Source organism: Balneola vulgaris DSM 17893, from assembly GCF_000375465.1.
Taxonomy (GTDB): Bacteria; Bacteroidota; Rhodothermia; order Balneolales; family Balneolaceae; genus Balneola; species Balneola vulgaris.
The window spans coordinates 64894-85810 of the sequence record NZ_AQXH01000001.1 but is presented as its reverse complement, the minus strand read 5'-3'; the positions used below and the strand labels follow the sequence as shown (position 1 = coordinate 85810).

Annotated in this window: 16 protein-coding genes; 10 read left to right on the top strand and 6 right to left on the bottom strand. The window is 39.9% G+C overall.

Annotated features, from left to right (window positions below):
* Nucleotides 1-323 precede the first annotated feature (323 nt).
* Nucleotides 324-1358: a hypothetical protein gene (locus B155_RS0100400; RefSeq protein ID WP_018126246.1), complete on the top strand. Its 1035-nt coding sequence runs from the start codon at nt 324-326 to the stop codon at nt 1356-1358.
* Between the two features lie 155 nt (nt 1359-1513).
* On the opposite strand, the gene B155_RS0100395 is transcribed toward B155_RS0100400, so the two are convergent.
* Entirely contained in the window at nt 1514-2512 is a 999-nt protein-coding gene (locus B155_RS0100395; protein ID WP_276130742.1) for a 6-bladed beta-propeller, read from the bottom strand.
* 1512 nt (nt 2513-4024) lie between these two features.
* Between B155_RS0100395 and B155_RS0100385 the strand changes: the two genes are divergently transcribed.
* The 9 genes from B155_RS0100385 (at nt 4025) to B155_RS0100345 (ending at nt 16458) form a co-directional block, all read left to right on the top strand.
* The gene (locus B155_RS0100385; RefSeq protein WP_018126243.1) at nt 4025-6328 is read left to right on the top strand and encodes an ATP-dependent helicase; all 2304 of its coding nucleotides are present in this window, start codon (nt 4025-4027) and stop codon (nt 6326-6328) included.
* A 40-nt stretch (nt 6329-6368) separates the two neighbouring features.
* The gene (locus tag B155_RS0100380; protein ID WP_018126242.1) at nt 6369-7910 is read left to right on the top strand and encodes a DUF5723 family protein; all 1542 of its coding nucleotides are present in this window, start codon (nt 6369-6371) and stop codon (nt 7908-7910) included.
* 139 nt (nt 7911-8049) lie between these two features.
* On the top strand, nt 8050-10575 hold the full coding sequence (gene lon / locus B155_RS0100375) for an endopeptidase La (RefSeq protein ID WP_018126241.1): 2526 nt from the start codon (nt 8050-8052) through the stop codon (nt 10573-10575).
* Nucleotides 10576-10701: 126 nt separating this feature from the next.
* Nucleotides 10702-11265: a type 1 glutamine amidotransferase domain-containing protein gene (locus B155_RS0100370; protein WP_018126240.1), complete on the top strand. Its 564-nt coding sequence runs from the start codon at nt 10702-10704 to the stop codon at nt 11263-11265.
* A 155-nt stretch (nt 11266-11420) separates the two neighbouring features.
* Nucleotides 11421-11870, top strand: coding sequence for an SRPBCC family protein (locus B155_RS0100365; RefSeq protein ID WP_026167111.1), 450 nt, complete (start codon nt 11421-11423; stop codon nt 11868-11870).
* Between the two features lie 195 nt (nt 11871-12065).
* The gene (locus tag B155_RS0100360) at nt 12066-12428 is read left to right on the top strand and encodes a hypothetical protein (protein WP_018126238.1); all 363 of its coding nucleotides are present in this window, start codon (nt 12066-12068) and stop codon (nt 12426-12428) included.
* A gap of 896 nt (nt 12429-13324) precedes the next feature.
* Nucleotides 13325-14281 carry an oxidoreductase family protein gene (locus B155_RS0100355; RefSeq protein ID WP_018126237.1) on the top strand — a complete coding sequence of 319 codons (957 nt, stop codon included), beginning with the start codon at nt 13325-13327 and terminating at the stop codon, nt 14279-14281.
* A 76-nt stretch (nt 14282-14357) separates the two neighbouring features.
* Nucleotides 14358-15269, top strand: coding sequence for a ribosome small subunit-dependent GTPase A (gene rsgA, locus B155_RS0100350; protein WP_018126236.1), 912 nt, complete (start codon nt 14358-14360; stop codon nt 15267-15269).
* Nucleotides 15270-15354: 85 nt separating this feature from the next.
* Nucleotides 15355-16458, top strand: coding sequence for a DUF6588 family protein (locus B155_RS0100345; RefSeq protein WP_018126235.1), 1104 nt, complete (start codon nt 15355-15357; stop codon nt 16456-16458).
* 80 nt (nt 16459-16538) lie between these two features.
* On the opposite strand, the gene B155_RS0100340 is transcribed toward B155_RS0100345, so the two are convergent.
* From B155_RS0100340 to B155_RS12705, 5 genes are all read right to left on the bottom strand, one after another.
* Complete coding sequence (locus tag B155_RS0100340; protein WP_018126234.1) at nt 16539-17246, bottom strand: ABC transporter ATP-binding protein; 708 nt, start codon at nt 17244-17246, stop codon at nt 16539-16541.
* Nucleotides 17247-17256: 10 nt separating this feature from the next.
* Entirely contained in the window at nt 17257-18642 is a 1386-nt protein-coding gene (locus tag B155_RS0100335) for an efflux RND transporter periplasmic adaptor subunit (RefSeq protein WP_018126233.1), read from the bottom strand.
* Between the two features lie 46 nt (nt 18643-18688).
* On the bottom strand, nt 18689-20056 hold the full coding sequence (locus B155_RS0100330) for a TolC family protein (RefSeq protein WP_018126232.1): 1368 nt from the start codon (nt 20054-20056) through the stop codon (nt 18689-18691).
* A gap of 113 nt (nt 20057-20169) precedes the next feature.
* Nucleotides 20170-20508, bottom strand: a complete 339-nt coding sequence (locus B155_RS0100325; protein ID WP_018126231.1) for a hypothetical protein — start codon at nt 20506-20508, stop codon at nt 20170-20172.
* A complete protein-coding gene (locus B155_RS12705; protein ID WP_018126230.1) occupies nt 20498-20917 on the bottom strand; it encodes a phage holin family protein in 420 nt (139 codons plus the stop codon). Before B155_RS12705 ends, B155_RS0100325 begins: the two co-directional genes overlap by 11 nt.

Genomic DNA, 20917 nt, shown 5'->3' with positions numbered 1-20917 from the left:
ATGACGCCGTTGTTGGGTATTTGGTTAATTGAATGAATTTGCATTGATACTACTGATGCTGGAGTTTCTAGAATGCATTCCCGTCGTGGACGTTGGGAATAAGGGTAAAGTGAATTAGAAGTGCTATGAATATTGTATTAATTACACTTTTAAGTGTTTCGATTTATAGATATATATTTAATTATATTCACTTAGTAAGAGTATTAAATAGATATTGATTGTCCGATAAATGTCCTCGTACGGTAGATGATTATTTACACTTTTATCAAATGAGGCAAACATTGAAACTCTTTCTTCACTTTTGAAAAGCAAGATCAGCCCATATGAAATATTTAATTAGTACTGTATTCACACTAGGCATCTCTTTACTATTTTTCTCTCAACTTCCGTGGAATGTATCTGGACAAATTGAAAATTCTATATTTGACCCTGAAAATATTTGGATAATAAATGAGTCAGAGATTCTTGTAAATGACCATGGTTTTAAATCTTCCCCTATTAGCCTAATAGATTTTAACAGCGACACTCTAATCTCAACTTTGAGAAAAGGAAGAGGTCCAGGTGAAGTAACTAGTACTTTCTATAAAAGAGTAACTGCTTTTTCTAATGGTGATCTTCTTTTATGGGATGCGGGTGCCAATAGAATAATGAAATACACCAAGCGCTTAGATTATATAACCGATTTAAGGTTTGATGGAAAAGGAAGAAAGTTTTTTCAGGTAGGGTTAATTAACGACTCTACGTTATTCACAATGCAAAATTCATCAAATTTTATAAGTGCATGGCGCATAGAGGATAATGGGATATTAAATAGGAATGAATTATGGAGTATATCCATCGATGAGTATGAGGAATTAGCACCATTAAAAAATTTCATACTACAGCAAACTCTATACCTGACAAATTATGATGGAGTACTATATCTAGCCTTTGAATTTTCATCACTTCTTGTAGCGATTGATGAAAATGGTATTAAATACTTTCAAGATGGACCTGATAATATCCCTCTACCAATGAATGAAGACGAAGGTGGTATTTACAGTTTACCAGTAATGGGGAAACACCCAGAAGGTGCTCGTGATATATCAGTTAATAAGGATCATGTATATATAACATTTAGTGGCGAAACCATCAGTAAATGGGAACAGATAAAATATACATTTAACTTTGATGAACTCATTGAAAAAATTTCACACTCAAAACGCTTACTCATTTTTGATCGAGAAACGGGGAACTTTATTGATGAAATTGAATTACCACGTGCTGCAATGAAGCTTAAGATTGTAGGGAATTCGGCCTTTCTATTGAATAGCATTGATGATGTACCAAGAATTTATAAGTATACCTTAGAAGAGTGAGCGGCCATTTTATATGTGTTGATATCTACAAGGATGATGTCCGTTGTTGGGTGTTAGGTAAATTAGTGAAATTGCATCGCCATATGCGAAGCTGGAGCTTCTAGAATAAGAATGCATTCCCAATGAGGACGTTGGGAATGAGGGTAAACCTTACCCTATTCCTTCAACTCAATGGTACCACGATACACGTAAAATCCATCTTCCGCCCCATCAATCACATATAACTGGTCTTGCTCATCCATCCAGTAGAATCTCATTCGGCGATAAAAGTCATTCTTTTGAATTCCGGGGTGTAAGTTGGTCACCGGACCGTGAGCTTTTAATTCCCCCTGTTCATCAAATAGATTCACATACAGCTTTTGGCCATCACCTATCTCTAATAAACCTAAATGTAAATAGTCTCCGTTTTGCTTTTGAAATATACCTAGACTCTCGTTCTTCATTATTCCCGCCAAGGGCCCATATTGTTTAGGATTTGATGCCATTCCTTTTCCAATTACTTCTCTGGGATTTTCATATTCAACATAAACTCTCTCTGTTTCCCGATATCCTTCAAACACCTTCTTCAATTTCCAAGCCCCATTTGTTTTTTTGTATTGTAAAATTTTACCTCTATAAAAAAAAGGAGCTAAGGTTAATATATTATCTCTATAAGTGATTAAACCTTTATAAAATTTCCCTTCAAAATACCTTTCAAAATCTTTATTGACATCTATTGTATGTATAATTGGCACAAAGCTTTGTACAACCTTAAAATCATTCAGTGATACTTCATGCATCAAAAAATCTTTTTCCGGAGGTATCTGCTTTCTTACACCCTCCATTAACCGATTGTAAGAAAGAATTTTATTCTCACCCATATACATCAAGTAGTCTGGGTACATATACACATCTTTAGGGAGTACTTTCGTTTCTAGTACTTCTCCTTTGTTACTAAACGTAGTAAATCTTCTCTGAAAGAAATCAAATACCAAAACTTCATCATTTGGCAAAATTGCCATCTCACTAATCTTTGAAAATTCTCCAGGTCCTCTCCCTTTATTACCAATAGATTTTATATACGAACCCTCTTTATCAAAAACTAAGACGGAACCTTGTCGTTCATCTGCCACATAGATATCACCCTCGGAATTTGCTACTACTATTGTGGGCATTGCAAATAGATACTCTGGGTCATTTTCTGACCCTAATTCTAAGTTCTTCTCAAAAGTGAACTCTATTCGGGCATTCTGGCTGTACAATAGCAAAGGCAGTAAGCACCAAAAAAGTACGGTTGTAATAAAGCGCATAAGTTGTTGTATATACGTTAATTACTGAATTAAAGAGTATACAGCTTGAATTACAACCACTAAGTTTATGTATCCTCAAATATCCTTATAGAGGGTCATAACCCTTACAAGGATGACGCCCTTTGTTGGGTGTTGGGAATTAACAATCTATTTAATGATGTGAACAACTTCCCTATGTCCCTTGATATATATCAATACAATATAATAATGCCCCACCTCTTATCCCCTAAGATCCTGCGCTATCGCTTAGGATGACACTATTAATTAATTTCGTCATCCTGAACTTGATTCAGGATCTGTAAGGGAAACATTTTTGAAATGCTTAGACTTTTCTCAACGCTCCGTGACCCAATCCTATCACACAATTCTAGCCAGCTTAAGATCCTGAATCACGCTTCACTGCGTTCCGCTGTTCAGGATGACGTCGTTATAATTTGGGTGGGTAAATTAGTGAAATAACATCGTTGTTTACGAAGCTGGAGCTTATCTCTAACATTCCCAACGTGGACTTTGGGAATAAAGTCAATCGGTTGCAAAGAGTCTCAAGCTATGAACTAGCTATGAGTAGTTCTCTTATTTGAGATTCTTCGTGTTAACACCCTTCAGCCTCAATGCAGCCTTTCCTACTCAGAATGACAGCAAAATTGAGAATCGTTGTAGATGAATTAACTTAAACACCTCCAACCATCTCCGGCGTTGGAGTTGAGCAGGAGTTGCCTTCATTTCGCATAGCGACAGAGAAGCAGAACATGCGCCGAACACGACAACTGTCGGGTGAGGAATTGCATGTTGTGCCTGGCGCGGCTAAGGAAGGCCCGAATAAATTCCTGCCGGTGGCTTTTGCTCCCCTTTTGTCCACACAAAAGGGGAAGAGAATCGTTTGTAAGAGTAATCATAGCCAACTTAAGATCCTGTCCGCCAGCTGGCGGACAGCTGTTCAGGATGACGTCGTTATTATATGGGTGGGTAAAATTAAGAGATAGCATCGCCATATGCGAAGCTGGGGCTTCTAGAATGCATTCCCAATGAGGACGTTGGGAACGAGGGAAAATGTCAACGAAATACCCAACATCTACAAGAATGATAGCTTTTTTATTAGATCTTTAGACTTCTCATTTCACACGAAGTGACAAACAACAGAAATATCATTGTAGCACCAATATTGCCACTAACTAGGGATAAGTACCTTCTTAAAAATTCAAAAATCTACTCCCTCAATACTCTATTATTCTTCCTATATTCTAAACTTAGTTTTTGACCCGCTATGAGTAAATGAATCTTTCACATAGGCGCTCCTTCTTCCCAAACTTTGGTATATATGAAGGTGGTTCAATGAACTAACACTTCAAGCAAATTGATCACTTAAACCACGTTGGATTGAAGACCTTTTCACTACAACCAGAGACACCTAAAGCAACCCCTGATTTCCTTAAAGGGCTTAACGAGCAACAGCATAAAGCAGTAACTCATACCGACGGCCCATTGCTTATAATTGCAGGTGCAGGTAGTGGTAAAACACGTGTACTTACCTTTCGAATTGCTTACCTGCTTCAGCAGTTTAAAGCAGCCCCCAATGAGATTTTAGCCCTTACCTTCACCAACAAAGCCGCTCGAGAAATGAAAGAGCGTATCAAAGATTTAATTGGTGATAAAGCACAGAAGTTATGGATGGGTACCTTCCACTCTATCTTCTCGAAGATATTGCGTTTTGAAGCCGACAAACTAGGGTACGGCAAAGACTTCACCATCTACGATACCAGTGATTCTGAAACGGTGATAAAGCTCATTCTTCAAGAGCTTAATTTTGATCCTAAAGAGATTAAACCAAAAACGATTCGAAATAAAATCAGTGATGCAAAAAACCAGTTAATCTCTCCAGATCAGTTTCAGCATCGTTTTGTAAGCAGCACCCTCGACGACATCACAGCTAAGGTATATCAGATTTACATCAAGCGTTTGAAGCAGAGCAACGCCATGGATTTCGATGACCTGCTAGTGAAACCTATTGAGCTATTTGAAAACCATCCAGAGGTATTAGAGGCCTATCAAGATCGCTTTAAGTACATCATGATTGATGAGTATCAAGATACCAATCATGCCCAGTATAAAGTGACTAAAATGCTGGCAGATAAATTCAAAAATATCTGTGTGGTAGGTGATGATGCTCAGAGTATTTACAGTTTCAGAGGCGCTGATATTTCTAACATTCTAAACTTCCAAGAAGATTATGAGAATGCCACTCAGATTCCCTTAGAACAAAACTATCGCTCTACAAAGTCTATTCTACAATGTGCTGATTCCATCATCAAAAAGAACAGCAAGCAATTAGATAAAACCCTGTGGACGGAAAAGAATTACGGGGATCCCATTACTCTTTTAGACAATTTTGATGAACGTGATGAGGCGAATCGTGTGGCCGATCATATCATCAATTTGAAGATGAGGCATGGCTACAAAAATAACGATTTCGCCATTCTGTATCGAACGAACTATCAGTCGCGCGTATTTGAAGAAGCCTTACGTCGAAAAAGCCTCACCTATCAACTTGTGGGTGGTTTATCCTTCTACCAACGGAAAGAAATCAAAGACGTTATAGCCTACCTCACACTATTGGTAAATCCACATGATGAAACGAATCTAATTCGAATCATCAATGAACCATCTCGTGGCATAGGCAACAAAAGCATCCAAGATCTGCGTGCCGAAGCTCGAAATACAGGTCAAAGTGTATGGTCGATCTTACAAGAAGTAGAATCCACAAGTGTTTATAAGCCTGCCAAGGTTCGTATTCGTGAATTTGTGAATATGATTCATCGATTGCGTTCTGACTTAGAAAATGGTGCTGGCCTTACCGATGCCACTCGTAATGTGCTTGAGCAATCGGGGTATATGAAAGCATTAGTGGAAGAAAACTCGCAAGAGTCGATGATGAGGCGCGAGAACATTCTTGAATTCCAGAATGCCATCGCTTATTACGAAAAAGGTGCTAAAAAAGCCTCTCTCAGTGCATTCCTCCAAGAAATTAGCTTAATCACTGATGGTGATAAATTTGATGAGAATAAACCAGCAATCACCTTAATGACTGTGCACGCCTCAAAAGGACTTGAATTCCCATGTGTATTTGTTGTAGGCATGGAAGAAAATTTATTCCCTGTTGGTGGCCGTGAAGGATTTGAAGCCGACATCGAAGAAGAACGTCGACTTTTTTATGTAGCTATCACTCGGGCAGAAGAGCGCTTGTATTTCAGCCATTGTAGAAACCGCTATAAGTTTGGGGAAGAACAGCGTCAAATACGTTCTCGCTTTATTGATGAAGTAGATGCTGGTGTAGTTCGTACAGAAACAGGTGCTACCATCTCACAGCGACAAGATCGCTTTACATTAAACGACGAACCACCAAAATCAACTACCTCATCCGGAACCCAAGTTGAATATGACTGGGAACAACCTATCAGCAAAAAGACTTACAAGTCAGCCTCAGGTAGTACCATTCAATATGATTACAGCGATGGCGAAGATCCCTTTCAAGTTGGTGCGGTTGTAGAACATGCAAAATTTGGAGTAGGTAAAATCGTTAGTAGGTCTGGATTAGGATTGGACACCAAAGTTGTTGTATTTTTTAAATCCAGAGGGCAAAAGAAATTAATGCTTAAAGCAGCCCCATTACAGGTTATAGGTTAGTACAGTTTTACAGACAGACGGCATTCGATTTATGAGGACATTGTTATTTACGCTCTTACTTAGCACACTAGCATGGTGTGCAACTATAGCACAGCCTGTAGTTACACCTCAGAATATGGCTTTGGGTGGCGGCGGTGTGACCTATATCACCGATTACAATGCCAATTTCATTAATCCTGCAAACCTGTTGATAAAAGATCGCAAGAGATCTATCGACATTGGATTATTCTCTACTACCACCTCCTTCAACGCTGTTCGGAATCACGAAAACTTATTTAACCAACTCGATAACTACCGGCTCTATTTCGAGAATTATGACGAAGGCAGCTATGATGTTAGCATGACTGAAAAGCGTGATATCATAGAAGATCATTACAAAAGAGAGCGCCTTCTATCGGTTCATCAAGCCAATATGCAGTCTACACTTTTTGGCCTAAGCTGGAAGCGTAGTGATAAAGCATACTCTATCGCAATGCGAAGTAGAGTGGGTTCAACCATAGGCACCGGAAGAAATTGGTATACAAGCCAACCTGTTGTCCGCGATAATGTATCTATGTGGAATCAATCGTTGAATCACGACTATCAGATCCTCCACGAGATTTCCTTTGGCTATGCTGAAACACTTCCTCTTTTTAACGGCCTCAGTTCGCGCCTAGATCGTTTTATGATTGGTATTGCCCCCAAATTTATCATAGCTGGTGCCTATCAAAATGCTGAGTGGAAAAACACTTACAACAAAGCGGCTACTTCAGATGATGTAAATCGCTCCCAGACATTTTCATGTAGAGCGGTAGGCAGTATCTCAGACGTAACTAAGGCATATTTGGAAGGTGAACCTGCTGATAACGCTACTACAAATCTTTTACCTTCACTTAAGAATGAGATTCAAAATGTATATGGCTATGGTGTAGGGCTAGATGTAGGCTTTACTTATTTACTTACCTTCGGAAGTGATTTCTCTACTTTAAATGATCGAGTTGAACAGACGCGAAAATCACTTCGTGTTTCATTTTCAATTACCGACATCGGATTTGTGAAATACAACAAACAAGGCATTGTATACGATGAGCAAAGCCAAAATACCACTATTACTACAAGTCCAAGTTCAGGTTCATCAAGTTCACATTATGCAACCGATGAAGCCACTGAAATGTTTGTTGGGGCTCCAGGCCAATACTTAAACTACTTAGTGAATCAAAGCAACACTAATCCCTTCAATACCTTTGATTATTCAGAAGAATATTTTTCAACGATGTTACCTACGGCTGTAAATACCGGCATCATGTTGGAATTAAATCGCATTAAAATGATGGGCGATTTCAGTGTAGGCTTATCAAATAATGCATTTAATACAACAAAATTAGTAACTTCAGTAGGTATGGAGTTACGTCCCATTAAGTTCTTACCTCTTCGAGGTGGAATACAAATAATTCCAGGACTCCCGGGCTCATTTAATGTGGGTACAGCCATTGAAACTAAGAAGTGGGACTTGTCATTATCCGCGGGCGTATCAGCGAGAGCTTTTACGAATGGCACTTATACCTCGGGAATTGGCGTAGCGGCTTTACAGTTTCATTTATAGAGTTAGAGAAGTTAAACTGACAGTTTGCCCGACCAGCCTGACATTCTCCATAAAACTATGACGGTTTGTGTTTGCCTATAGTTTGGCTCTGTATTTGCCATGTGCATACCAATAAAGAAATTTTGAGATAATCCCTTTTATGAAAGACCGATTTAATATTTTTGAACGCTTAGACGAATCAGATCATGGGTTTGATGATTTTGAACAAGCTATTCCACTGATGTCTGAAGAGGAAGAGCGTGAACTCACGGAATCTGTAATCCCTGAGTCGCTTCCTATTCTACCTCTAAAAAACACCGTGTTATTTCCAGGTGTTGTTGTTCCTATTACTGTAGGTAGAGATCGCTCATTAGCACTCGTAAAAGAAGCCTATGCCGGTGATAAGATAATCGGTGTTGTTACCCAAAAAGATGAAGATGTTGAAGAACCCGAAGCATCTGATTTACATACCGTAGGTACTATGGCTCGTATCATCAAGCTGATTAAAATGCCTGATGGTAGCAAGAGCATCGTCATTCAAGGAAAGTCAGCGTTCGAAGTAGAAGAATTCACACAAAGTGATCCTTATTTCAAAGCCAAGGTGAAAAGCTATCCTAAAGAAATGGATATCCAAGGCGTTGAATTAGATGCATCCATTCGCAATATCAAGGAGACCGCAACTCGAATTATAAACCTGTCGCCAAACATTCCAACAGAGGCGACCATAGCGGTGAACAACATCAATAGTCCATCGTTTCTATTGAATTTCATTTCATCTAACTTAAATGTTGGTATCAATAAGAAGCAAGAATTGCTCGAAATCCAAAACTTCTCTGAAAACCTAAAGAGGGTGATGGAGTTTCTGGAGCAAGAAGTTCAAGTGTTGGACATGAGCGAAAAAATCCGAACTAAAGTGAAATCGGATATCGATGACCAACAGCGTGAGTTCTACTTACGCCAACAGATGAAGGCCATTCAAGAAGAACTTGGCGAAGATGCAGAACACCAAGAAATTGAAAAACTGCGCGAGAAACTAAAAACCAAAGATCTTCCAGAGCACGCTAAAACAGAAGCAGAAAAGGAACTTCGTAGACTTGAAATGACGCCAAATTCATCTCCGAATTATGGAATCATACACAGCTATCTAGAATGGATTTTAGATCTTCCTTGGAATGAATATTCAGAAGACAAACTCGACCTAAAATACGCTAAGGAAGTTTTAGATGAAGACCATTACGGCTTAGAAAAAGTTAAGAAGCGTATCATCGAATACTTAGCCGTTCTTAAGTTAAAGCAAGACATGAAGGCTCCTATCCTTTGTTTTTACGGCCCTCCGGGTGTTGGTAAAACATCGTTAGGTAAGTCGATTGCTCGTGCTTTAAATCGTGAATTTGAGCGCTTCAGCTTAGGTGGAATCCGTGATGAGGCTGAGATCAGAGGTCATAGAAGAACTTATATAGGAGCCCTTCCAGGTCGCATTATCCGTTCTATGAAGAAAGCCGGAAAAGGTAACCCTGTTATCATGCTCGATGAAATTGATAAGGTTGGTGCCGACTACCGCGGCGACCCTACCTCTGCCCTACTTGAGGTTTTAGATCCAGAGCAGAACGATACCTTCAGCGACAATTACCTCGAACTCGAGTACGATCTTTCAAAAGTACTCTTTATCGCAACAGCGAACAGTTTAGATACTATCCCTGCCCCACTACGCGATCGAATGGAAATCATTGATATCAGTGGGTACACATTGGAGGAAAAAACTCAGATTGCTAAAAAATATCTGATTCCAAAGCAGGTAAAAGAAAATGGCTTGAAGGAAGAACAAATTAGCTTCCACGACGATGCCATTGAACGCATCATCGACCAGTATACTCGTGAATCGGGCGTACGTAACCTTGAACGCCAAGTAGCAGGTGTTAGCCGTGGGGTAGCTGCAAAAGTTGCCGCTGGCGAAATCGAAAATTTTGATGTGAAAGTAGACGACATTGAAGAGTTTCTAGGAAAACAGAAGTTTTTTAGTGATGCTGCTGAACGCACAACCGTTCCTGGTGTGGCAACAGGCCTAGCTTGGACCCCATACGGCGGTGATATCCTCTTTATAGAGGCTAGTGTTTCAAAAGGTTCTGGCAAACTGAATATCACAGGTCAGCTTGGCGATGTTATGAAAGAGTCGGCCATGCTTGCTGTTTCATACCTCAAAGCTCATTCCGAAACTATAGGAATTCCAGAGGAAGCCTTTAAGTATTGGGACCTACATATTCACGTTCCTGCAGGTGCTGTACCCAAAGATGGACCATCAGCCGGTGTTTCACTCATGTCGGCTATTGCTTCAATCTTTACACAGCGTAAGGTTAAAGGTACAATAGCCCTTACGGGTGAAATTACCCTACGTGGTTTAGTACTTCCTGTTGGTGGTATAAAAGAGAAAGTATTGGCTGCAAAACGTGCAGGTATCACGCAGGTATTGTTACCGAAAAAGAATGAGAAAGACGTCGCTGAAATCGAACAAGATGTAATCGGTGATCTTAAAGTAAATTACCTAGAACGTATGGATGGAGTGCTCGATCTGATGCTCGAGAAAGAGACGATGAACGACCCTACTGAATACTTTAAAGTAAGCGATGCTTATAAAAATACAGTTTCTGGAAATGGAGCTGGAAGTTCACAAGTCACCGTGAACAAGTAACTTAGAAAAGCGAAGGACTTCCCTCCTTCGCTTTTTTTATTTATCTCTTAGAAGTCGGAACTAAGCCCCCAATCATCTCTTATAAATAGTGTAATTACAAACTATTAATTCAAGAGATTAAATAAGATGAATACCGACTTAAGTAATAAAACTGTTGCCATTTTAGCTACCAACGGTTTCGAAGAAATTGAACTTACCAATCCAAGAGAAGCACTCGATAATGCCGGTGTAAAAACATTTTTAGTGGCGCCATCAGCCGAGACTATCCGTAGCTGGGATTCAGATAAATGGGGTGGAGAATTTGAAGTAGATGTGAAGCTTGAAAATGCTAAAGCCGAAGAGTTTGATTCATTACTACTACCTGGTGGAGTTATAAACCCCGACCAACTTCGTATGAATGAAGACGCCTTAAATTTTATACGCGCATTCTTTGACGCTGGTAAACCCGTAGCCGCAATTTGCCACGGTCCCCAAATACTCATTGAAGCAGGTGTACTTGAAGGTAGAACGATCACCTCTTATCCATCCATTAAAACCGATATTGAAAATGCAGGTGCTCGCTGGCTCAACCAAGAAGTAGTAGTAGACGCAGGGCTTACAACTAGTCGCAGTCCTGAAGACTTACCTGCTTTTAACGATAAGATGCTCGAAGAGCTACGTGAAGGTGTTCACGATGAACAAACCACCTAATAGTTAATTACCTAAATTAAGCCCTGCTTATTCATTTAAGCAGGGTTTTTTTATGCCTGAAATTCGAGCAATTACCATCACACCCTCGTTAAATCTTAGTAGTTGTAAATGCTTCCTAAATGCTGTTAATTGGCTTTCAAAAATGGAGTATCACTATGGAGACCTCAGTATCGATTCTAATTAATAAGCCAAAAGAAGATGTTTGGGAAGCTATTACCGACTTCGAAAACTGTCAAAATTATATTGAAGCCATCGAAAGCCTAGAAATATTACACAATCCTGAAGACACTCTACTTGGCTTCAAGTGGAAAGAAACGCGTGTGATGTTCGGAAAGGAATCTACCGAAACTATGTGGATTACGGCATTTGCTGAAAATGAATTTTACCAAGCCCGTGCTGAAAGCCATGGTTCTATTTATACCTCGCGACTATCCATTCAGGAAGAAGGCGATCAAACTAGATTAACGATGAGTTTTGCAGGAGAAGCTATTTCCTTTTTTGCTAAAGTGATGTCGAAATTAATGAGTTCTATGATTATGAAATCTATGGACAAAGCACTCCTCAAAGACCTAGAAGACATCAAAGCACATGTTGAGTCTAAATAAAATTTGAACGCTCGAGGCTGATTCATTTCATATTGTCATCGGCTTAAATTATTAGGAGACAGTTACTTCACCTCGTTGTAATCCTCAAATTACAAGGTTTGTACCTATCCAGATATATGCCCGCCTAGAACCAACCGTTTGTTTATTGCACCACGATTAACTATCTAATTTGTACAAGTAACAACGCTATTTCTCATGAGCAACTCCCTCCTGTTAAAAAAGAAGCCTAATATCGAATTTCATTTCTTGGAGCACGGCTTTCAACTAAATGATACCGAAACAGCATTAAACTCTGGATTTTACTCCTATCAAGAAATTCAATCTGTAGTATTACATAGAGTGTGGTTTCCCCGACTTTCGGTATGGATGCGAGTATTTACAACCTTCTTAAATGGAGTGCCCTTCTTTCCAGATGCCGATAGTTATAAATTTTCGAGTATCGTTATCCAAACCGACTCCTTAAAAATTGGGATTTGGTTAACCAATACAACTATGGCTAAACAGGCTAAGAAGCTCAAAGAGATGCTCGATAAGGTGGATGGGGAAATCAAATCCTAGCCTTCTGCTTTCCTAAGTAAACCATCCGACGGATTGCCCGTCAGGTGGTTGAATAACGAGCTATTTTATCTCAACACTGGCGAACATCACGGATCTAGCCCTCACCCATCCATCGGACGGGGCATCCGCTTCTTCCTTAGCTAACCATCCGACGGATTGCCCGTCGGGTGGTTGAATAACGAGCTATTTTATCTCATCACTGGCAAACAACTCAGTTCCAGGCCTCACCCATCCATCGGACGGGGCATCCGCCCGATGGAATAGCCATATTCTTCATCCCTTTGTTAACAATCCGACGGATTGCTCGTCGGGTGGTTGAATGACCAGCTATTTTATCTCAACACTGGCGAACATCACGGATCTAGCCCTCTCCCATCCATCGGTCGGAATATCCGCCCGATGGACTTGCCATATTCTTCATCCCTTTCTTAACCATCCGACGGATTGCCCGTCGGGTGGTTGAATAACGAGCTATTTTATCTCAACACTGGCGAACATCACGGATCTCGCCCTCAACCATCCATCGGACGGGGCTCCGCCCGATGAACTCGCCATTTTCTCCATCCCTTTGTTGACCATCCGACGGATTGCCCGTCGGGTGGTTGAATGACCAGCTATTTTATCTCAACACTGGCAAACAACTCAGTTCCAGCCCTCAACCATCCATCGGACGGGGCATCCGCCCGATGGACTAGCCAAATTCTCCATCCATTTCTTAACCATCCGACGGATTGCCCGTCGGGTGGTTGAATGACGAGCTATTTTATCTCATCACTGGCAAACAACTCAGTTCCAGGCCTCACCCATCCATCGGACGGGACATCCGCCCGATGGACCAGCCATATTCCAATTCCTCTCTAGCAAAGTCTAATTACTATGCCTTATCTTTGGAGCTTATGGACGAACAACTAAACTCTATCATACTAAACGCTACAGGCGCAAAGGCAATCCTTCAACAGGAAATAATCCAAGAGTTATGGAGTGGCTATGGGAAGATTCTTCGTGTAGGCTTAAAAGGTGCCACATCAAATAGCGTAGTAGTAAAACACGTTCAATTAACATCGAAAAAACAACATCCTCGTGGTTGGAATACTGATATCGGCCATAATCGAAAGTTGAAATCATATGAGGTAGAAACTAATTGGTACCAACATTACAGTAGAGAAAGTGCAGCTCGATTACCCCATTGTTTAGCGATAGAAACCATGGATGGGCAGGTGGTTATGATTCTCGAAGATCTTAATGAAGCAGGTTACCATCTTCGAAAAACACATGTGAGTTGGGATGAAATTTCCGCTTGTTTGAAGTGGTTGGCTCAATTTCATGCCAGTTATCTAAATCAGAAACCTGCTGGACTTTGGGATACTGGAACCTATTGGCATTTAAATACTCGTCCTAATGAACTTGAAGCGTTAACCGACATTCCATTAAAAGAAGCTGCCCACCTCATTGATAAAAAGCTAAATAGCTGTATATACAAAACTTTTGTTCATGGTGATGCTAAGCTAGCTAATTTTTGTTTTTCTGAACAGGGAGCAGTAGCAGGTGTTGACTTCCAATACGTTGGTGGTGGTTGTGGGATGAAAGATGTGGCCTACTTTATTGGGAGTTGCCTTCACGAGGATGACTGTGAACAGTTGGAAGATCAAATCCTTACCACATATTTCAATTATCTACATCAAGCCTTAGGAACGAAAAATGACGCCCTAGAAGAAGAATGGCGCTCACTATATAAAGTAGCTTGGGCCGACTTCCATCGGTTTTTAAAGGGATGGAGTCCTGGGCACTGGAAAATTAATAGCTATATCGAGCGGGTAACAAAAGAAGTCATTCAGGAATTGATGACTCCATAGTTAGTCCTTTTATGTACCTAATTGTATTAATGGTTTATTTAATGCCATTATCCCAACTAGTTTCTTATTATTGGGCATGAAAAAAGGCAGAGTTATAGAATCTACAGGTAGCTGGTATAAAGTTGATACAGGAAACGAAATTATTAAAAGTCGTTTGCCCGGTAAGTTTCGACTTGAAGACAAAAAAGTAACCAACCCTATTACCGTAGGCGATTGGGTGAGTCTGGATATCAACTCAGATGAAACGGGTTCTATTACTGAAATTCATGAACGTGAAAATTACCTTACCCGCCAAGCCACACATGGTAAACGTGGCGAACATATTCTCGTTTCAAACTTAGACCATGCCTTTGTGGTTCAAAGCATTCGTAAACCAAAGCTTAATGAAGGCTTTATAGACCGTTTTTTAGTTACCTGTGAGGCCTATGAAGTGAAGCCTTCAATCATTGTTAACAAAATGGATTTAGCTACCGAGGGCGATAAAGCCTTTTTGGCGGATGTGTCGGCCGTTTATCAAGATCTCGGATATGAAGTTATACCAACCAGTATTGAAGACCCAGAGAGTATTGAATTCTTACAGACTAAATTGAAAGGGAAAACCTCTGCATTCATCGGACCATCGGGTGTAGGCAAAACGAGTTTATTAAATGTGGTTGATCCCGACTACGATTTCAAAATTGGTGAAATATCTGACTTCTCCAATAAGGGTAAACATACCACTACCTATGCTCGCCTTATTCCACTTTATTTTGGTGGGTATCTCGCGGATACGCCTGGCATTCGGGAATTTGGACTCGTAAATATCGAACCATGGGAGTTATCTTTGTATTTCCCCGAAATGTTAGAACCTCGAGAAGTATGCAAATTTAATACTTGTACTCACGTTCATGAGCCCGGATGTGGTGTAATGGCAGCATTTGAAGCAGGTGAAATTGATGCAAACCGATACCGATCTTATATGAATATGCTCGAATCTCTTGTTGATTAAGAAATTCCAATACCTCTTCGAGGGTATTCATAGTGTTGAAATAATTCGTGATATTACGCACAAATCAAAATAAAATGGAGATCCCATGAATAAACGCTACCATAAAGGTATAAAAGCACTACTTAGTACTCTGGTACTTGGCGTATTGCTCATTACCCCTGCCAAAGCTCAATTTGGTGACATCGGTGCCTTCTTAGAAGCAGGTGCTAAAGATGCAGAGTTATTAACTCGTGAATATTTAAAGCCTTTTCCAACAGGTTTTGGATCTGGTTTAAATGCTGGTTTTACTGAAGGCGCAGCACCTAAAAAGATTTTAGGATTCAGCATTCAGATTCGTCCATCTGTGGCGGTGGTACCAAGTACCGATCAAAGCTTCGACATCTCAACTCTAGATTTAGAAAAAATCAGAGTGGCCGCTGGCGAAGACCCTATAGCCCCAACTATTGCTGGTGAAGACAAAGCTGGACCACTACTCGAAATCTTCGATGACCCTAATGATCCAAACAGAAATAAGTTAGGTGAATTCAGAATGCCAAAAGGTACGGGCTTCAATTATGTGCCCGCTCCTATAGTTCAAGCAAGTATTGGCTTAATTAAGAAAACAGATGTAACCGTACGTTACTTACCTGAAACTAACATTAGCGACTTCGGCGATATCAGTATTCTTGGTGGTGCTATCAAGCATGAACTATCGCAATATGTTCCTGGTGGCAAGTTACTACCTGTAGATATTTCTGTAATGGTTGGTTTCAACCAAATCACAGCTAATGCTGATTTAAATTTAGAACCAGTTGGTACTCGTGACCCTAATGACCCTAATTTAGGTTCAAACCCGAATCCTAATTTCGACGATCAACAAGTAAAAACTACTACGAATACGTTTGTAGTAAATGCGTTAGTTGGTAAATCACTTCCGTTCATCAGTGCTTACGCTGGTGTAGGCTTCCAACAAGCAACTTTTGATCTTGATATGAAAGGTGACTACCCGGTTAAATCTTTTAACCCAATCACACCTACCCAAGATTATAACGTTGTTACTGATCCATTCGGATTTTCTATAGATAGCGAATCTAACATGCACCTATTAGGTGGTTTTAGACTTCGCTTAGGAATTCTTGCTATCTATGGTGAAGCTACCTTAGCAAGTTACTTTACTGCTAACGCTGGTGTTGGTATCAGTTTTAGATAATCGAATCTTAGATATCGATAAAACAAAAAAGGCACTCCATTTGGAAGTGCCTTTTTTATTTAAAATACATTAGCCTAATTCTATGCTAGAACAGGGTTTTCCACTTTCTGATCTGATTCGATAACCCCATCACGAAGTCGAACTATGCGTCGAGAATACTCTGCTATTTCATTCTCGTGAGTTACCAAAATTATGGTATTCCCTTGGCGATAAAGCTCTTCAAACAAATGCATAATTTCATCACCTGTTTTGGTATCTAAGTTACCCGTTGGCTCATCCGCTAGGATAATAGAAGGTCGGTTAACAAGTGCTCGTGCAATAGCCACACGTTGACGCTGACCACCAGATAATTCGTTAGGCTTGTGATCAAGTCGATCGCCTAAGCCAACCTTAGTAAGTACATCGGTAGCTCTTTCACGCCGATCAGCACCTTTAATACCTGCATAAATAAGTGGAAGTTCAACATTAGCTAAGCAAGTAGTTCTAGGCAAGAGGTTGAAAGTCTGAAATACAAAACCGATTTCACGATTTCGAACTTCAGCAAGCTCAGCGTCATCCATTTCACTAACTTTATTGTTGTTCAAGATGTACTCGCCTGATGTAGGGGTATCTAAACACCCAATCATATTCATCAAGGTCGACTTACCTGAACCTGATGGCCCCATAATTGCGATATACTCATTCTTGTCTACTTCAAGTGATACCCCATTTAAAGCCTTCACTAAGGTCTCACCCATTTGGTAGAAACGAGTTAGATCGCGAATCTGAATTACAGCATTTGATGACATATTGCCCCTTTTAAGATGCGTCAGTGTTTGATGACTCTACACTCACTTTATCTTCATTTTTTAAGTTCTTAGATAATGTACGATAACTACCGATTACAATTTCATCGCCAGCTTGAACTCCAGAAAGAATCTGTATGTGTGTGTTATCACTAATACCGGTTTCTACCTCACGACGGTTTGCTACTCCACCCTCCACTACAAATACTACTTTTCTGATGTCTTCCTGCTTTACAATCAGTTCGTCATCCGAAGTACTAGACGACTGAATGTCATCATTTGTTTTATCATCTCCAGATTTTCCAGCACTTGATTTACTATCTTTTGCAAAATCACGCACTGTTACGGCTTGAATAGGCACAGATACCACATTGATAGCTGTTTCTGTTTCAATATCAACGGTAGCCGACATTCCTGGCTTAAAGTTTGGAGAAAAAGAAGCAGCTGGGTTTTCAGCAATCTCGTCTTTTACCAATTTACTACCACTCATACCAAGGTTATGTGGGGTAACAATGCGAACTTTCACCTGATAGTTTGTGATTTGCTCGTTAGAACCTGCCCCTGTTACACGTGCAGAGTTTGCAATTTCTGTTACAATACCATCAAATCTACGCTCAGGATATGCATCCACTTCAATACGTGTAGTATCGTTTAAGTCGATATTAACAATGTCATTTTCGTTTACTTCAACCAATACTTCCATTCGATCTAGTAATGAAACACGCATCATCTCCGTACCAGCCATTTGAGAGTTCCCAAGAACACGCTCACCGGCTTCAACCGTTAATCCTGTAACCGTACCATCTTGAGGGGCACGAATTACCGTTTGCTCTAACTCTTCTTCCGCTCTACGAATCTGAGCTTCCGCACTTTGAATTTGATATTCAGAAGCTTTTAAACTCGCCTTTTGTGCATCATAATTTGATTTACTTTGCACATAATCCATTTCTGAAATAACGCCTTTCTTATAAAGCTCTTCATTCTTTTTGAATGCAGATTCAGCTTGAATCAAACTAGCTCGCGTTTGCTCAAGTCTAGCTTTCTGAGTAAGAAGTGCGGCCGTTAACTCATCAATTCTAGCTTGATAAATATCTGGTTTAATACGAACCAGTAAGTCACCTTTGTTAATGAAGTCACCTTCTTTAACGGCTAACTCAATGATTTCACCCGATACATCTGGACGAATAATTACTTCCACTTCAGGCTGTATTCTACCAGAAGCTGATACCAGCTGAGTGATAGTTTTTAATTTCGCTTTGGTGGTTTCAACCATTACCCCTTCGGTTTCACCCCCTATAATTCCAGCAGCTCTTAAGCCAAAGCCTACTACGAATATTAGTACTAAGAAAACCCCTAAATAAGTTAGAATCTTTCCAGTCGATGACTTTTTCTTGGCCATTTCAGTATCCCGTTTTATTAATTTTAATTATTCTCTAAATGAATGTTTAGTCGAACCTTACATCCTCACCCGTGAGCTTTCCTAAGTAGTAATCCAATAGTTTTTCTTGGAAAATTAGATTGTAAAGGGCACTCGTTCTTGATGATTGTGCTTGTAGGTATTGGTTTTGAGCTTGACTCAATTCAATGAGTGTACTCGCTCCTACATTATACCGCTCTTGTTGAGTAGCAAAGGCTCTTTCTGAGGCAACAAGTGATTTTTCTGCTGCTTCTAATTGTGCTGTTAATGAAGTGAAGTCATTAAACGCTTGTGTAATTTCTTGAATGATTTGCAGCTTCGTGTTTTCTAAGCCAAGCTCAGCATTCTTTAAGCTTACTTGCGACGATTGTATGTTGTACATACGGTTCCAATTGTTGAAAATTGGTAGTGATAAGCTAATCCCAAGCGACTTATTAACTCGTTGATCAAAGAACTGATCACTGAAGCTTACGTCTTGTCCACCTAAACGGTATTGATCACTATAACCCGAAGAAACAGAAGCATTGGCACTTACAGTTGGAAGTAGACTTCCTTTTGCAATTTGTAGCTGGTACTTCAACGACTCTAAGTTGTATTCAGCACTCTTCAAATCCGATCTATTTAATAGAGCTTCTTCGATAAGGTCACGTGCATCATAGTTAGCTACTGGCGACGACTTTACCGCTTCTGGATCAAAGTTAGGAACTACAAATTCGTAGTTAACTAAAGGATCAACTTGCAAGGAACGCACTAACTGTAGCTTCGATAGCTTTAATGCATTTTCACGTTGAGTGATGGTTAATTCTGCATTAGCAACTGTTGCTTCTTGGTTGTATAAATCCACATTTGGACGAGAACCAACTTCAACTTGAGCTTTTGTTTGATCTAACTGCTTTAAGGTAGTTTCTAAATTCTCTCTAGCATCCTCAAGCAATTGCATGTCCAATAATACACGAAGGTATCTACTGGCTGTGTCAAAAATTACATTTTCACGTGTACGATTGAAGTTTTCTTCACTTGAGTTCTGCCCCGACTCACTCGCACGTAGGGTTAAAATATTATTGAACCCATTAAAAATTGGCATGTTTGCACTGATACTACCGCTGGTACTACTTGATGTAACGTCGGTAAAAGAAAGGGTTTCCTGTACAAACTGACGTCCAGTTGTTTTAGAGTATCGCATACTCGAAGACACGCTTGGTAAGAAATCTGCTTTTTCACTTAGAATGCGCTTGTCGGATAATTCTAAATTGTTCTCCGCTTGCTTAAGTAAGTAGTTGTTATCAAGAGCTAAATCGATAGCTTCTTGTAAGGTTATAGTTCGCGTCTCCTGAGCTTGAATAGAATTGATTAGAAATAAAGCTCCAAATGCCGTCAGTAAGAATAACTTTTTCATTTAATATACAATTTGGTTGATGATTCGCTTCCACGAAATCATTCAATGATAGTTTCAATGAGATGGAAGTTTTTTTGAACTTCCTTCGTTTCTTACTTAGGCGAAAAGTATTCTTATTTCTCGCGGGAATTTATTTTCCCATCTATGAAGTCGGTGAGCAGCGATAAACCCTTTTTTGTAATCGCTTTTTTGATTTCTGAGGCAATCAAAGAACTTCCTGATGAACTGCTATATCGGTTCTTTCCTTTTGGGCGGGCTAGAAGAAAGCCTACAACGAGCGCTCCTCCTACAACATGCAGTGGGTACTTTCTAATAATTTCTTTAGGATCGAGTGATTCCACCACTTCATCCTTTACATCATCGATAGAGCGATCGATACCTTCTTGAATGCGAACTAACTGATTTTCTAATTCCTGCTTCTTCTTTTCTATGTCAGATACTTTAGTTGCCATGGTTTAGCTCCTCTTCTACCGTTTTTTCGGCAATATATTTGAGTTGTTCTTCTTTCTTTGAGTCAAGTGCATCGATGATATCATGCATAATTTGAGCCTGAATTTTGCGAGAAAGATTTTTAGGCTGGGATAGTACTAAAATCAGGCCTATTAAAAACACAAACCCGCCCACTATGCAAAAACCGAGAGCGGTGTTATTAAGTAATTCACCTAAATAAAAACTTAAGGCGAGCATCAAGAACAGAAGGCCTGTGCCCAATATGGTGTAACCAAATAATTGCTGAACAAGTTTACCTACCCAAAGAGATGCCTTATCACTCACATTGAGTAACAATAACTCAATGCGAGTCTCTACATACTCTTTCAGCTCATTTGTTACTTGCTTGATACGCTGCCCTAATTGATCCAT